Source organism: Prochlorococcus marinus str. MIT 1214, from assembly GCF_027359355.1.
GTDB lineage: Bacteria > Cyanobacteriota > Cyanobacteriia > PCC-6307 > Cyanobiaceae > Prochlorococcus_B > Prochlorococcus_B marinus_F.
On sequence record NZ_CP114777.1, the window covers coordinates 694,482 to 709,713 of the forward strand.

The 15,232-nt window shown below is 36.5% G+C and carries 12 protein-coding genes; 5 read left to right on the forward strand and 7 right to left on the reverse strand.

Translation table 11 applies throughout. The features are described from left to right. Position 1: 1 nt before the first annotated feature. Both O5639_RS04240 and ychF read right to left on the reverse strand, forming a co-directional pair. A complete protein-coding gene (locus tag O5639_RS04240; RefSeq protein ID WP_011824154.1) occupies positions 2 to 790 on the reverse strand; it encodes a GTP-binding protein in 789 nt (262 codons plus the stop codon). A gap of 192 nt (positions 791 to 982) precedes the next feature. Then, entirely contained in the window at positions 983 to 2,074 is a 1,092-nt protein-coding gene (gene ychF, locus O5639_RS04245) for a redox-regulated ATPase YchF (protein ID WP_269625236.1), read from the reverse strand. Positions 2,075 to 2,240: 166 nt separating this feature from the next. On the opposite strand from ychF, the gene O5639_RS04250 reads away from it, so the two are divergent. The 3 genes from O5639_RS04250 to cysS are packed head-to-tail and all read left to right on the forward strand — an operon-like array spanning position 2,241 to position 7,847. Further along, positions 2,241 to 3,314 (forward strand): efflux RND transporter periplasmic adaptor subunit, encoded by a 1,074-nt coding sequence (locus O5639_RS04250; RefSeq protein ID WP_269625237.1) that lies wholly within the window; start codon positions 2,241 to 2,243, stop codon positions 3,312 to 3,314. A gap of 26 nt (positions 3,315 to 3,340) precedes the next feature. Next, entirely contained in the window at positions 3,341 to 6,301 is a 2,961-nt protein-coding gene (gene polA, locus O5639_RS04255; protein WP_269625238.1) for a DNA polymerase I, read from the forward strand. A gap of 43 nt (positions 6,302 to 6,344) precedes the next feature. Beyond that, positions 6,345 to 7,847 (forward strand): cysteine--tRNA ligase, encoded by a 1,503-nt coding sequence (gene cysS / locus O5639_RS04260; RefSeq protein WP_269625239.1) that lies wholly within the window; start codon positions 6,345 to 6,347, stop codon positions 7,845 to 7,847. Here the strand turns inward: cysS and O5639_RS04265 are convergent. Beyond that, the gene (locus O5639_RS04265; protein ID WP_269625240.1) at positions 7,844 to 9,169 is read right to left on the reverse strand and encodes a sodium-dependent transporter; all 1,326 of its coding nucleotides are present in this window, start codon (positions 9,167 to 9,169) and stop codon (positions 7,844 to 7,846) included. The two genes, cysS and O5639_RS04265, sit on opposite strands and share 4 nt — an antisense overlap. A gap of 92 nt (positions 9,170 to 9,261) precedes the next feature. On the opposite strand from O5639_RS04265, the gene O5639_RS04270 reads away from it, so the two are divergent. Beyond that, on the forward strand, positions 9,262 to 10,500 hold the full coding sequence (locus tag O5639_RS04270; RefSeq protein WP_269625241.1) for a 1-deoxy-D-xylulose-5-phosphate reductoisomerase: 1,239 nt from the start codon (positions 9,262 to 9,264) through the stop codon (positions 10,498 to 10,500). Position 10,501: 1 nt separating this feature from the next. Here O5639_RS04270 and O5639_RS04275 read toward each other — a convergent pair whose 3' ends face one another. The 4 genes from O5639_RS04275 to O5639_RS04290 are packed head-to-tail and all read right to left on the reverse strand — an operon-like array spanning position 10,502 to position 14,472. Next, entirely contained in the window at positions 10,502 to 11,602 is a 1,101-nt protein-coding gene (locus O5639_RS04275; protein WP_269625242.1) for an alpha/beta fold hydrolase, read from the reverse strand. Next, the gene (locus tag O5639_RS04280; RefSeq protein WP_269625243.1) at positions 11,586 to 13,025 is read right to left on the reverse strand and encodes an NAD(P)(+) transhydrogenase (Re/Si-specific) subunit beta; all 1,440 of its coding nucleotides are present in this window, start codon (positions 13,023 to 13,025) and stop codon (positions 11,586 to 11,588) included. Before O5639_RS04280 ends, O5639_RS04275 begins: the two co-directional genes overlap by 17 nt. An 11-nt stretch (positions 13,026 to 13,036) precedes the next feature. Further along, positions 13,037 to 13,330 carry an NAD(P) transhydrogenase subunit alpha gene (locus O5639_RS04285; protein WP_269625244.1) on the reverse strand — a complete coding sequence of 98 codons (294 nt, stop codon included), beginning with the start codon at positions 13,328 to 13,330 and terminating at the stop codon, positions 13,037 to 13,039. Continuing rightward, positions 13,327 to 14,472, reverse strand: coding sequence for a Re/Si-specific NAD(P)(+) transhydrogenase subunit alpha (locus O5639_RS04290; protein WP_269625245.1), 1,146 nt, complete (start codon positions 14,470 to 14,472; stop codon positions 13,327 to 13,329). Before O5639_RS04290 ends, O5639_RS04285 begins: the two co-directional genes overlap by 4 nt. A 133-nt stretch (positions 14,473 to 14,605) precedes the next feature. Between O5639_RS04290 and O5639_RS04295 the strand changes: the two genes are divergently transcribed. Then, positions 14,606 to 15,184: an EF-1 guanine nucleotide exchange domain-containing protein gene (locus O5639_RS04295; RefSeq protein WP_269625246.1), complete on the forward strand. Its 579-nt coding sequence runs from the start codon at positions 14,606 to 14,608 to the stop codon at positions 15,182 to 15,184. Positions 15,185 to 15,232 lie beyond the last annotated feature (48 nt).

Here is a 15,232-nt window from a genome sequence, read left to right on the forward strand (position 1 = left end):
GTCAGGTTGAAAAACTAGGCTGCATTTGTGTATCTCTAAGAGGGGCTTGATGAAGCTCCAAAACTGAATCATTCAAGAGACAAAGCTCAATAGTTGATTCAATTCGTACAGAGTCAAGATTTTTCCCTTGAACAACAAGTTCAGATATTCTTGTAGGTCTACCACTTGGAGGTGAGACAGTATTAAGAGGTAAAAATTGCGAACCTTTTTGACTAACAATCCAGTTAAAGAACATAGATCTACCATCGGGGATATTCATCAAGGCTTTAGCTCTATAAACATCTCCATAAGCACCATTAACCAGCTCGAACCAAAAGGTATTCAGACTAGGTGGATCCCAAACATTCCGATGAAGCTTGAACCTGCATGATTCAATTTGATTGAAATTTAATGTGTCATTAATTGGTAATTCCATATCACGTCCAAAATGAAGGTATTTATCTGGTTCGAGGTTTAAAGTTGCAAGTTGTTTGATTATGCGCGGATCAATTCCAGCCAAACCAAGCTCTTTAGGAATTCGAAACTGAGGAAGCTCAATAAATATAAAAGAATCATCTTGATGCGAAATAGAGTCTGCACTGGAGCTTGATAAATCTATTAATTGAGGAATTTGATCTTTAAGAAAGGCATAGTCAATATCCGTAGAAGCTACTTGCTGTAGATCAATATCTCCGTAACCAGATAGACGCAAAAAGCCACAACTACCTTTGTGTGACTTGAGATTATTAAGGATCCAATTCGTTTTGCCACAGCCTGGCGATCCTGAAATCAGCCACGTATTGCTGCCCATACAGCACACAAATCAATGTATAAGAATATACATTGAATATGAAAACGATAATCATTATTGTTTTGTTACCTTGATATTTGATTATTTAGACATCCTGTCTCAAAAGCCAGTTTTCATGTCTCAAAAAGTTAGACTAAATGGTTAGACCAAGCCTTAGTCTAACCCCTGAGAACCCTTGGTATTACAGACTTTTTAGACGTTGAATAAAAACTCCATAACGTCACCTTCATTTACGATATATTCTTTACCTTCACTTCTTAACCAACCTTTATTTCGAGCTTCCGCTAATGATCCTGCTTCAAGTAGTTTTTTGTATGAAATTGTTTGAGCTCGAATAAATCCCTTTTCAAAATCCGTATGAATCACTCCAGCTGCTTGAGGAGCTGTCATCCCATCCGAAATAGTCCAAGCTTTAGTTTCTTTATCTCCAGTAGTGAAATAAGTGCTTAACCCCAACAACCGATAGGTAGCTTTAATCAGACTAATTAGACCTCCCTCTTCAACTCCCAAATCATTTAAATAATCATCTCTTTCCTCCTCCCCCAATTCAATTAACTCAGCCTCAACTTGCGCTGAAATCTTCACACATTCAGAACCTTCTTTCTTTGCTAGTGTAATTACTTCTTCTGAAAAGGAATTACCCTTCGCAAGTTCATCTTCCCCAAGATTGGTTGCATAAATAATTGGTTTTTCCGTCAGCAAACCTAATGGTTTAATTAATTTCCTTTCTTCATCTGTTAATGAAACACTCCTAACTGCATTTTCATTTTCTAGCGCTTCGCTTAATTTTTCCAATACCTCATATTCCAACTTTGCTTCCTTATTAGTGCTTATTTGTTTTTTTAATCTAGTTCTACGTTTTTCTATCTGATTTAAATCAGACAATGCTAATTCTAAATTTATTATCTCAATATCTCTTGATGGATCTACTGATCCAGACACATGGATAACATCATCATCGCTAAAACACCTAATCACATGAACTATTGCATCCACCTCTCTTATATTTGCTAAGAATTTGTTACCCAGTCCCTCCCCTCTACTGGCTCCCTTAACAAGACCAGCAATATCAACAAATTCCATTCTAGTAGGAATGATTTGCTTACTATTACTGAGTTCTCCAAGCAAATTCAAACGTTGATCAGGCACTGATACAGAGCCTACATTGGGTTCAATTGTACAAAAAGGGAAGTTTGCTGCTTGAGCTTGAGCATTCGCAACAAGAGCATTAAACAAAGTGGACTTTCCTACATTTGGGAGTCCAACAATTCCGGCCTTAAGCATTGAAATGGGTCTTTGAAAGACGCCAGCTGATTAATTTGCCTAAATTAAACCCAATAGTGCCCTTTAACAGCGAAAATATAATGATAAATATCCAAAGGAAAGTTTTTAAGCTTTTTCTTTACTTCATCCAAACTTCCAAAACTCTTGAGCACTTGATTTTCACAAAATGATTTGGAAAAACTTCAAAAAGAAAAAAATTTTAGGCATCATTGCACTTTCTGTATTAAGTGTTGGTGGAATGAGTTTTAAACTTTCACAAGGAAATAGATCAAATAAAGACATAACGGAATTTACAATTGCAGCTGAGAGCGGCAGTTTGCCTGGTCTGATAACTGCGAGTGGTGAATTAAAAGCAAATAAAAGCGTAAATGTAAGTCCAAAAAGACAAGGAATACTTGATGAAATTTTCGTGGAGGAAGGTGATCAGGTCAAGAAAGGAGATCTAATTGCAAAAATGGATTTTGGAGACTTGGAATTTAGAATTGACGAAATAAAAGCGAATTATGAGACTCATAAAGCGAGTTATCTAAGAAGAAAGATGCTCTTCAATGAAGGGGCCATAAGTGCAGAAGAGTATGAAGAATACAAAAATAAGTTTTTAAGAAGCGAAGCTAAATTTAAACAAATAGAAGTCGAAGAGAATGAGACAAACATAAGAGCACCTTTTAGAGGAGTAATAACTAGCAGATACGCAGTCCCTGGGGCATTCGTAACTCCTACGACCTCTGCTTCTTCTTCAAGAGAGGGAGGAGCTACAAGTTCATCAATAGTCAAACTTTCTCAAGGTCTTGAAATAGTTGCGAAAGTTCCTGAAAGTGATATTGGAAGAATAAAAACAGGACAAGAAGCAAGTATCAGGGTAGATGCTTTTCCTGACAAGCGTTTTAAAGCAGTTGTTTTCAAAATCTCTCCAAGTGCAATCAAGAATAACAACGTAACTTCATTTGAAGTCACATTGTTGTTGGGAAATAGGCCTGTAGATTTACGCCTTGGCATGACATCTGATATCAACTTTCAAACGGGCGCAACCAAAATCAGCACGCTTATTCCAACAGTTGCAATTGTCACGGAAGAGGGGAAAACTGGAGTTCTAATAGTCGGCAAGAACAATCAACCAGAATTTAAAAAAGTTGAATTAGGGACTAGTAGTGGTAGCAAGACTGCCATAATATCTGGATTAGAACCTGGAGAAAAAGTTTTTATTGATCTTCCTCCTTGGGCTAAAAAAAGGAAAAGTTAATACACCAATCCCTCTCTGACTGATTCATGGAAGAAATAAGAAAGCCAACTTTATTATTAATAGATGGCCACTCATTAGCTTTTAGAAGTTTTTATGCTTTTAGCAAAGGGGGTGAAGGAGGCCTTACGACAAAAGATGGTTTCCCTACGAGTGTTACTTATGGTTTTCTAAAAAGCCTTTTAGATAATTGCAAATCTCTCAGACCAAAAGGGATAACAATTGCTTTTGATACCGCTGAGCCAACATTTCGCCACAAAGAAGATCCAAACTACAAAGCAAATCGAGATGTCGCACCAGATGTATTTTTTCAAGATTTAGACAAGCTTGAAGAGATTCTCAAAGAAAGCCTAAATCTCTCAATCTGCAAAGCCCCAGGCTATGAGGCGGATGATGTTTTAGGAACACTTGCTAATGATGCCGCTGAAAAAGGATGGAGTGTCAGAATTCTTTCTGGAGATAGAGACTTATTTCAATTAGTGGATGATGCAAGAGATATAGCAGTCTTGTACATGGGAGGCGGTCCCTACGCAAAAAGCGGAAATCCTAAACTTATTAAGGAAGAGGGAGTAAGGGAGAAACTTGGAGTCAATCCAAACAAGGTTATTGATCTGAAAGCCCTAACTGGTGATAGCTCAGATAATATTCCAGGAGTCAAAGGAGTTGGTCCAAAAACGGCCATAAATCTTTTAAACGAAAACAATGATCTTGATGGAGTTTATAAATCACTCCAAGAGCTTGAGAAAGAAGGCGAAAAAGCTAAACGAGGCGCCATAAAAGGAGCCGTAAGATTAAAGCTAAAGGCAGACAAAGATAATGCATATCTCTCCAGAAAACTTGCAGAAATATTAATTAAAATTCCTATAAGTCCAAAAATAGAACATAATTTAGAAGGTATTAACGAATCAAAACTCACTGAAAGCCTTGAAAAACTTGAGTTACATAGTTTATTAAAACAAGTTTCAACTTTTAAAGCTCTATTTTCTAAAGAAGGATTATCAGAGCAAGACAACAATCGCTCATTGAAAGAAAGTAAGATCGTTAATAATAAAAGCGAGAATATTGAACTAACTAGGCTTAATGAAACAAAAGAGATCCCTCAGATAGAGCCTAAAATTATAGATAATCTGGAAGAACTTAATATCTTTGTTGCACAAATAATGAAACATACTGATGCGACAAAACCAATAGCCATTGATACCGAAACAACTAATTTGAATCCTTTTAAAGCTGAACTTGTTGGCTTAGGATTTTGTTTTGGTGAATCATTAAAAGATATAGTTTATATACCAATAGGACATCAAAATAAAGAAGCCAATTTAGTAGAAATTAATCAAATAAATCAATTAAAGATTGAAGAAGTTATCTTTGCACTCCAGGATTGGTTCTCTAGCAATGAAAATCCTAAAACCTTACAGAATACAAAATACGACAGACTGATTTTGCTTAGACATGGAATTATATTAAATGGCGTTGTAATTGATACTTTACTTGCAGATTATATATGTGATGCAACTCTTAAACATAGTTTAGATGAAATTGCTTATAGAGAATTTGGATTTAAGCCCAAAAGTTTTTCTGATGTTGTCAAAAAAGGCGAAGACTTCTCTTATGTGGATATTAAGTCTGCGAGTATGTACTGCGGAATGGACGTTTATTTAACAAGAAAATTAGCAATTATTTATATTAATAGATTAAAAGAAACTAGTAAAAAGTTAATAAACTTACTCAAAGAAGTTGAACAACCACTTGAGCAGGTTTTAGCGGAAATCGAATCCACAGGCATAATTATTGATACACCTTATCTAAAAGATTTATCTTTAGAGTTCACAAAAAAATTAAATACTATCGAGAAAGAAGTTTATAAGATTGCAGGAAATGAGTTTAACCTTTCATCACCTAAACAATTAGGTGAATTACTTTTTGAGAAACTTGATTTAGATAGGAAAAAATCAAGAAAAACAAAAACAGGATGGAGTACAGATGCAGCTGTATTAGAAAAGCTGGAATCAGACCATCCAATAGTAAAAATGATCATTGAACATCGCACTACAAGCAAGTTGCTTAATACTTATGTAGATGCTTTGCCTCAGCTTATTGAGAAAGAAACGGGAAGAGTACATACAGATTTCAATCAAGCCGTAACCGCTACTGGAAGATTAAGTAGCAGCAATCCAAATCTCCAAAATATCCCTGTCAGAACTGAATTTAGTAGACGAATAAGAAAAGCTTTTCTTCCGCAAAAAGATTGGAAACTTCTAAGCGCAGACTATTCACAAATTGAACTTCGTATACTCACTCATCTTTCAGGTGAAGAAGTACTAAAAAATGCTTATTTAAAAAATGAAGATGTCCACTCTTTAACAGCAAAAATTTTATTTGAAAAAGATGCCATTGACGACAATGAAAGAAGAATAGGAAAAACAATAAATTTTGGGGTTATTTATGGTATGGGGGCTCAAAGGTTTGCAAGATCAACGGGCGTTTCATTAATAGAAGCAAAATATTTTTTAAGTAAATTCAAAGAACGTTATCCAGCCGTTTTTAAATTTTTAGAATATCAAGAAAGACTTGCCCTAAGTCAAGGGTTTGTTGAAACATTGCTAGGGAGAAGACGATATTTTCATTTCAATAAAAATGGGCTTGGAAGACTGCAGGGAACGCCACCACATGAAATTGATTTAACTACGGCCAGAAGAGCAGGGATGGAAGCACAACAATTAAGAGCCGCAGCAAACGCACCTATTCAAGGTTCAAGTGCAGACATAATTAAGCTAGCAATGATTCAATTGCATTCAGCTTTAAGAAAAACTGGATTGGCAGCGAAAATTCTACTTCAAGTGCATGATGAACTCGTGCTAGAAGTTAATCCAAAAGATTTGGAGGAAACAAAACTCCTTGTCCAAAATACTATGGAAAATGCTGTAAAACTTAGTGTCCCTCTTATCGTTGAAACTGGCGTTGGAGTAAATTGGATGGAGGCAAAATAGTTGCTGACAAATTCAATAATTTCTCACATTTTTATCTAAGAAATTGTCCTTAAAATTCACAAACACCTTATCCAAAAAGAAAGAGGATTTTATTTCTATAAATCCTAATCAAGTTAAAATATATTGTTGTGGTGTAACTGTTTATGATCTTTGTCATCTTGGTCATGCAAGAAGCTATCTTAATTGGGATGTATTAAGACGGTTTTTAATTTGGAAAGGATTTGAAGTTAAATTTGTACAAAACTTCACTGATATTGATGACAAAATTATTAATCGAGCAAATAAAGAAGGATGCTCTACTGATGAATTAAGTGAAAGAAATATTGATGAATTTCACAAAGATATGGATACTCTTTCCATTCTTAGACCAAATAGCATGCCAAGAGCAACAAAATGCCTCCATCAAATTATTAATTTCATAGAAGAATTAGAACAAAAAAAAGTAGCTTATTCATCAAATGGTGATGTTTATTTTTCAGTAGCTAAACATAAAAATTATGGGAAACTTAGTGGAAGAGAAATTGAGGATCAGATAGATAATGCAGCAGGGAGATTAAAAACAGCTCAAAAAGAAAGTAAAAAGAACTCGCTTGATTTTACTCTTTGGAAAAAGTCCAAATCAGGTGAGGTTAGTTACTCCTCGCCGTGGGGAAACGGTAGACCAGGTTGGCATATTGAGTGTTCAGCAATGGTTAAACAAGAATTAGGAGAAAGTATTGATATTCACCTTGGTGGTTCAGACCTCATATTTCCTCATCATGAGAATGAAATAGCTCAATCTGAAGCCTGTAATGGGAAAGAGTTAGCAAAATACTGGCTTCACAATGGAATGGTTAATGTTGGGGGGGAAAAGATGAGTAAATCACTAGGGAATTTTACAACCATTCGGTCCTTATTAGATGAAGGCATTTCACCTATGACTTTGAGATTTTTTGTGCTACAAACTAATTACCGAAAGCCCCTAGATTTTACGGAAGAAGCGCTAAAAGCTGCTTCAAAAGGGTGGGAAAGATTAAATAATTGCCTGTCTTTTGGTTATATTTATAAAATTAAAGATCAAGCTAAAAACGAAATCAACCTAGATAAACCTTTAAAAAGATCTGCTAACAGTAAACTTGATAAAGACTCATTTAAATTATTATCAGACTTTGAAAACTATATGGATGACGACCTAAATACATCTGGAGCTTTATCTATACTTTTTGAATTGTCTCAACCTATTAGAAAGTGCCTAAATTTATTAAAAGGAAAAAATATCAATGAAGTTGACAAAGATATTTTAAATCAAGTTTATAATAAATGGGAACTACTATCTGAGTTAGCAGGAGTTCTGGGCTTAGAAGTAAATTTAAATCAAGAAAAACCTAAAATAAATACTGAACTTGACACTAATAAAATTGAAGAACTTATCAAGAAGAGATCCTTAGCAAAATCTAATAAAGACTTTTTACTCGCTGATAAAATAAGAGCTGATTTAAAAAATATTGGAATTGATTTAATTGATAAACCTAAAGGTGTTACTGAATGGAAACAACTTTCAGATTAAGCAAATGTTTCTATTGTAGATAAGACTGTTAAATAAAGTCCTATAGCAATAACTGGTGGAGAAACCCAGCGCAGCATAAACTTTAGATACCTTCTAACTCTTAAATTAGCATTAGAATTTGCAAGATCCTCATCATAACGATTTGGAACAATCCAACCCAAAAGAATTGAAATCAGAAGACCACCTAATATCAAGAGAGTATTACAAATAGCATCGGACTTGCCTAAAAAGTCTGTAGAAATAGCAGACGGTATTCCAATCAAAAAGATCACTAATGTTGAAGTCCAAACGGCCTTCTTCCTACTCCAATTCAGCTTGTCCATTAAAGAAGATACTGGTACTTCCATTAATGAAATAGAAGAAGTAATAGCAGCTATAAAGGCTAATCCGAAGAAAACGGCAGCAATCAATCTCCCAAACAATCCAAGATTTGCAAATCCAGTTGGAAGAGCAATAAATAAAGCCCCAACGGTTGATTCACTGATAACATCTTTCAAACCAAAACTCATAACGACAGGGAATGTAATCAGCCCTGCAAGTAAACCCACAGCAGTATCCAAAGTTGCAACTCTCAAAGCTTCTTTAGGAAGATGATTTTTACGGTTTAGATATGAAGAATAGGCAACCATAATTCCAATACCCAAACTTAAAGAAAAGAAAGCTTGTTTAAATGCATTACTTATTGTGTTTTTATCAAAAAGTTGAGATGAATCCCATTTAAGTAAAAATGATGTATATCCTTCCCAGGCCCCAGATAAAGTTGCAGCCCATATAGCCAACAAAATAAGGAGTCCAAATAAAAATGGCATTGCCCATTTTGTTAGTTTTTCTATACCTCCACGAACGCCTGCTACAACAACAAAAGCAGTTAACAATAAGCTGATTATTTGACCTACGAATACACTATTACCACTGCTAATTTTACCAAAGAAGTCTCCCGCCTCAGTCATATCTGAGGGTAAACCAATAAATAAAGAATGGAAGAAAGTATCAATTGTCCATCCCATTATCACTGCATAATAAGAAAGAATTCCACAAGAAGCTATTGCAAACAACCAACCTAGAGGCTTCCAATTCTCTCCAGCAGCTTTGATTGGAGCAAGGAAAGGACTACTTGCAGTGCTTCTCCCCAAGACCATCTCTGCAACTAAGACAGGTAGGCAAACAACTAAAACAACCAATATATAAAGGATAAGAAAAGCAAGTCCACCGCCTTGAGATGACCTATAAGCAAAGCCCCAAAGATTTCCAAGGCCTACAGCACTACCTGCCGCGGCGAGTGCGAATCCAAGTCCTGATCTCCATTGTTCCCTTTCTTGCATAATAAAACTCTATTAAAATCCAGAAGAAACTGGTAAATATATAACTGGGTTATACCTTTAAATGGGAGACTGGTCATACTTGACTTCACAATGTGAAAGCCATAAGCGTTTTAGGCTCAACAGGATCTATTGGAACTCAAACCCTTCAAATTGCAGAAGAGTTTCCTGATCAATTCAAAATTGTTGCACTAACAGCAGGAAAGAATCTTGATTTAGTAATCAAACAAATTGAAACTCATCAACCTGAAGTCGTTTCACTAGCCGATGAGTCTCTTTTGCCAGAACTGTCTAGGAGAATAAATAGTCTCAATGAAAATTCAAAAATATTCAAGAAGCCCTTATTGATGGCGGGAGCCGAAGGACTTAATACTGCAGCAGCTTGGGGAAGTGCAGATCTTGTTGTAACTGGAATAGTGGGCTGTGCTGGCCTCCTACCAACACTTGCAGCTATTGAAGCAGGGAAAGACCTAGCTCTAGCAAACAAAGAAACTTTGATTGCAGCAGGACCAGTTGTCATTCCTGCTTTAAAAAAAAGTGGAAGTAGGCTCTTGCCTGCGGATTCTGAACACTCAGCGATATTTCAATGTCTCCAAGGAACGCCATGGGCTGACAATGCAAGACTCTCAACTGGAGTGCCTACTCCAGGATTTAAATCAATACAATTGACTGCATCAGGAGGAGCATTCAGAGATTGGAAAGCAGAAGATTTAGTAAAAGCAACTGTCGAGGATGCTACTAGCCATCCTAATTGGAGCATGGGAAAGAAAATAACTGTAGATTCTGCAACCCTTATGAATAAGGGACTCGAAGTCATTGAAGCGCATTATCTTTTTGGTCTTTCATATGACCAAATCGAAATAATTATCCATCCACAAAGCATCATTCACTCGATGGTTGAATTGGATGATTCATCAGTTTTAGCTCAATTAGGATGGCCAGACATGAAGCTCCCCATTTTGTATTGTTTAAGTTGGCCTGGTCGACTTAAAACACCATGGCCAAGATTAAAGCTTACTGAAATAGGAAATTTAACTTTTAAAGAACCAGATACTAAAAAATATCCATGTATGGAACTTGCTTACAGCGCAGGGGAATTAGGTGGCACAATGCCAGCAGTGCTTAATGCAGCTAATGAAAAAGCCGTAGAACTTTTTCTAGAAGAAAGGGTTAAATTTATCGATATTCCAAAAGTAATTGAGGCGATTTGCGAGAAACATAAATGCGACCTAAATCTAAGTCCAAACCTCAGTGAAATTCTTGAAATTGACAGCTGGGCCAGAGAAGAAGTTTTATATTATTCAGAAAAAAATATTACAAAAATACAGTTTTAGATTAAATAGTTTTCAAAGATAAAAACCATTTAGAAACAACTTGATCCCCCCAACAACCATGAACCCCATGAAATCCATTGTGTCCTCCTCTCTCAGTAAAAATAAATTGATTAGCTATTTGATTATTAGAAAACTTCATTTTTTCCATTAGTTTTTCAACAGCTAAAAAAGGCACCCAAGGATCATCTTTAGATTGAATAAATAATGTTTTTGGAAGAGATTTTTTATTTTCTATAAGAGAGAAGAAAGGAGATGCTTTTGCATAATATTCTCCAACATCTTTATATCCCCACCTTGGAGCAGTTATCAAATTATCAAAAGATCTAATATCATTTATTTTTCTTTCTTTATCCTTTCTATTTATTAACAATGCATTCTTTTCCCTTTCTTCTATCCCAAAAGGATCTTCTAAAGTTTGCCTAATTAAACGATTTAACAACCATTTTTGATAAATAAAATTTCTTGGTCTTTCAATAGAAGAACTACATTCATTCAAATCCAAAGGGCTACTTATACATACCAATCCATCTAATAAAGACTCATCACACATGCAAGCATTTAAAAGAATAGTTCCACCCAAAGAGATCCCAGCTCCAAAGACAGGAATATTTTTTGAAGATTGATAGTCTTCAGTTAATTGATATGAAATCTCTCTGGCACGCCTTAATACAGGAATCAAATCACTATTGCATTCAGCAGCATAGGTACCATCAACAAAATCCCTACAAGGATCTGAACCTCTCAGATTAAGCTTCAAAACAGCGAAATTTGATTGCACCAAAGCACTCGCCATTCTGGTCAAACCTCTTCTGCGAGTAGAACCACCAAGACCATGCAGAAGTAAAACTAAACCATGAATGCTCGATACACCTGTTGGTTTATCCAAGTAGGCAACCAAGAAGCCTCCTCCTGTCTTTCTACTTTTGAGAGGTGGGACCTTTATACGAATTTCAGATGAATAGGCATCAGGCAATTCATCTAAGGCAAAGGTATCTCTTAGTGTCTGAAGGTCAGGACCGATCCATGGGAAACGCTCTTTAAAAGGGCTTATTCCTAAATCTGAAAGTAAATCTTCTTTTTTTAAATTATCCTTTACTCCCAACTCCAAGCTCCTTTAATTGCAATAAAAGATCTCCAAGCACCTTTTTTGCATCTCCAAAGACCATAGAGGTATTTTGCAAATCAAAAAGGTCATTTTTTATTCCTGAATATCCAGCACTCATTCCTCTCTTAATAACAAAGACAGTTCTAGCTTCTTGAACATCTAAAACTGGCATTCCATACAAAGGTGAGGTCTGATCATTCTTGGCCTGAGGGTTAACTACATCATTCGCTCCTAAAACTAATACAACATCCGTCGCGGGAAATTCAGGATTGATTACATCCATTTCTTTTAATTGCTCATAAGGAACATCTGCTTCGGCCAACAGAACATTCATATGACCAGGCATTCTTCCTGCAACAGGATGAATAGCATATGTGACTTCAATGCCGGCGTTTTCTAAAACTCTGGTGACCTCTCTTAGTGTGTGCTGTGCCTGAGCTACAGCAAGACCATAACCAGGAACAATCACGACCCTCTCTGCCGCCTCAAGAGTAAGTGCACATTCTTCTGGGCTGCAACTAGTAATATTCGTATATTCTCCGCCCCCACCTCCTGAAGTAACAGAATTAGCTCCAAGTGCACCCCCAAATAATACAGAAACTAAAGATCTGTTCATGCCATCACACATCACTTGAGTAAGTATTAATCCAGCAGCTCCAACCATTGCACCGGCGACAATCAAAAGTTGACTACCGACAACAAATCCTGCCGCTGCTGCTGCAACTCCTGAGTAGCTATTTAGCAAGGATATAACTACTGGCATATCGGCTCCTCCAATAGGAAGAGTCACTCCAATACCCAGCAAAGATGAAGCAATTACAATAAGAAAAAGACCATTTTGTCCATCGATTGAAAGATAGATTCCACCTATCAACGCAATAACAGCACAAAAAATATTGAAGAAATGCCTGGCTTTGCTTTGGGTCCAAGAAGGTGTAGACAGCCAACCTTGAAGCTTGGCCATTGCCACAATTGATCCAGAGAATGTAATGGCCCCAACAAAGAGTGAAACGACTATTGAGAAATTTCTAATAAGTTGACCGACCACACCATCTGAGCCGTCTGTCGATGGGAACAAAGCCACACCAAGCGCCACCAATAGCGATGACATCCCCCCACAACCGTTAAACAAAGCTACTATTTCAGGCATCGCAGTCATTGGAACCCTTTTAGCAGTTAAGCCACCTAAAAGGCCTCCGATTAAAGTTCCACAAATTATCCAAATCCAAGAGTTAATAGAAATGCCTATGGTTCCTTGAGAGTTAATCAATACTCCAAAAGCAGCCAATATCATTGCAATGGCCGCAAGCCTATTCGCCTCTCTTGCTGATCTAACTTTTGAAAGGCCTTTGATACCTAAAGCAAGCAATAACACCGCCAGCAGATCAATAGCAAACTTAAAGGAAGCAATAAAAGTCATAAGAGATAATCCTATTTACGAGTTTTTTTACGACTAAACATTGCAAGCATCCTGTCTGTAACGAGGAAGCCACCAATCACATTAAACAAAGCAAATCCAAGAGATATTGATCCAATTATTAGTAAAGGTAATTTGTCTCCGGATTTTATTATTAAAGTTAAAGCTGCAAGCATCGTGATGCCTGAAATTGCATTAGCCCCACTCATTAGTGGAGTGTGCAAAGTTGGAGGGACTTTTCCTATAAGCTCTAATCCCAAAAGGCTTCCAAGTAGAAGCACCCAAAGAGCTTCACTAAAAAAACTCATGACCTAGTTCCTCCATTCTCAATAATCTCTGATTTGAGTATTACTCCATCCTTACTAATCAAAGAACCAGCAATAAGCTCATCATCGTTATCAATTAAAAACTTACCCTCTTTAAACATTGGCTGAAGAAGAGATAATAAATTTCTCGAATATAAGGAACTTGCATGATTTGGTATTGAGCAAGGGAGATTAGAAGCACCCACAATCTTGACCCCTTTTCTAACAATAGTTTCTCCTGGTTTTGAACATGCACAATTACCACCACTAAGCACAGCAAGATCAACCACTACCGAACCAGGACGCATATCATCCAACATATTTTCATCAATAAGTTTGGGAGCTTTTTTACCGGGCACCTGAGCAGTACAAATTGCCACGTCAGCTTCAGATAATTGAATTGCCAATTCTTTTCTTTGTGCAATCAGAAATTCATCAGAAACTTGTTTTGCATATCCGCCTGACTCTGATGGGGTTTCATCAGTCTTTGGAAGCTCAATAAATCTTGCTCCTAGTGATTCAACTTGCTCCTTTACTGCCTCTCGAATATCACTCACATAAACCACAGCACCTAGTCTTTTAGCAGTTGCAATAGCTTGAAGTCCTGCTACCCCAGCACCTAAAACAACAACTTTTGAAGGCTGAATAGTACCAGCAGCAGTCATTAACATTGGGAAATATCGATCAAGAGCACTAGCAGCTAAAAGTACAGATTTATATCCAGCTATATTTGCTTGCGAAGATAATGCATCTGATGATTGAGCTCTGCTAATTCTCGGAAGTAACTCTAAAGATATTGCAGAAATTTTTTGGGATTTCAATATTTCGGCTAATTTTTTATTCCCATAAGGATCCAACAAGCCGACCAGAAAAGAGCCGAATTTTAAATGTGAAAGAAATTCTTCTTCAGGAGGTTGAACGCAGAGAACAATATCAACTAATTTTTTTACCTCATTATTTTCCTTTTCAACTAATTCAGCCCCTGCCTTCACATAATAATTATCTAGAAAGCCAGCAGAATCACCTGCACCTTTTTCAAAAAAAACTTTACAGCCCAAATCCAAAAACTTTTTAACAGTCTCTGGAGTAGCTGAAACGCGTGTTTCCCCTAAAGCTGATTCGCAAGGAATTAAGAAACTAACCAAAGTAAAAATATTTATCCTTCTTCAGATTAGGAGAGGAAAGGTTTGAATACCACCATTTTTAGTTAAGAAAGGTTTTCCTAATAGTTTTCCTTGGCTATGAAGGAAATGAGAAATTGTTATCGATCAAGAAAAAATGAGCCTCACCGCGATCGAATGTCCTGATGGTGTTTGTCATAGCCATCACGGTGGGCATGCTGTTCCAAGAACAGCTATGCAAAAAAATCTGCAAAGTCATGGCAAAGAATGGTGTGAGCGATTAGCTGAACGAATTTACGAAATGTCTGTAGACACTTTTTCTCAAACAGTGATGCCAAGCCTTCATTCTTCTGGTTGGCAGAGGAAACATCTCGACTGGGAATTCAAACTGGCAAACAAAGAATCTGAACCAGACGAAGCATTGGTTGAAGGTATCATCAACGCTACTGAAAGTTTTTTAAGAAGTAGCGAGGTACATCGTCTATTTATTCAAGAACTTGTGCAAGGCACATTCGCAGAGGCTAAAGATGATCAATTGCCATCTAAAGCTGTTAGAAAAGTAATAGAGAATGAAATAATTGTAATGATTGAAGGCAAAAAAGAAGAATTAACCAATAAGATAGCAAAAGCCCTGGAAGAAGAAGCTAATGGTGATTTCGAATTAGCAAAAAATGCTGCGATTGAGGGTATTAATGATGTTGAAAAACTATTAATTAATCATACAGAAGCAGTTTAACTTGCTAGGCAATAAATATTTAAATAATTATATTAATTAGCTATCAAT

Excerpts from the sequence above, each read along its gene's own strand:
- O5639_RS04240 (WP_011824154.1), bottom strand. The coding sequence starts at position 790 with ATGGGCAGCAATACGTGGCTGATTTCAGGATCGCCAGGCTGTGGCAAA.
- ychF (WP_269625236.1), bottom strand. The coding sequence starts at position 2,074 with ATGCTTAAGGCCGGAATTGTTGGACTCCCAAATGTAGGAAAGTCCACT.
- O5639_RS04250 (WP_269625237.1), top strand. The coding sequence starts at position 2,241 with ATGATTTGGAAAAACTTCAAAAAGAAAAAAATTTTAGGCATCATTGCA.
- polA (WP_269625238.1), top strand. The coding sequence starts at position 3,341 with ATGGAAGAAATAAGAAAGCCAACTTTATTATTAATAGATGGCCACTCA.
- O5639_RS04265 (WP_269625240.1), bottom strand. The coding sequence starts at position 9,169 with ATGCAAGAAAGGGAACAATGGAGATCAGGACTTGGATTCGCACTCGCC.
- O5639_RS04280 (WP_269625243.1), bottom strand. The coding sequence starts at position 13,025 with ATGACTTTTATTGCTTCCTTTAAGTTTGCTATTGATCTGCTGGCGGTG.
- O5639_RS04285 (WP_269625244.1), bottom strand. The coding sequence starts at position 13,330 with ATGAGTTTTTTTAGTGAAGCTCTTTGGGTGCTTCTACTTGGAAGCCTT.
- O5639_RS04295 (WP_269625246.1), top strand. The coding sequence starts at position 14,606 with ATGAGCCTCACCGCGATCGAATGTCCTGATGGTGTTTGTCATAGCCAT.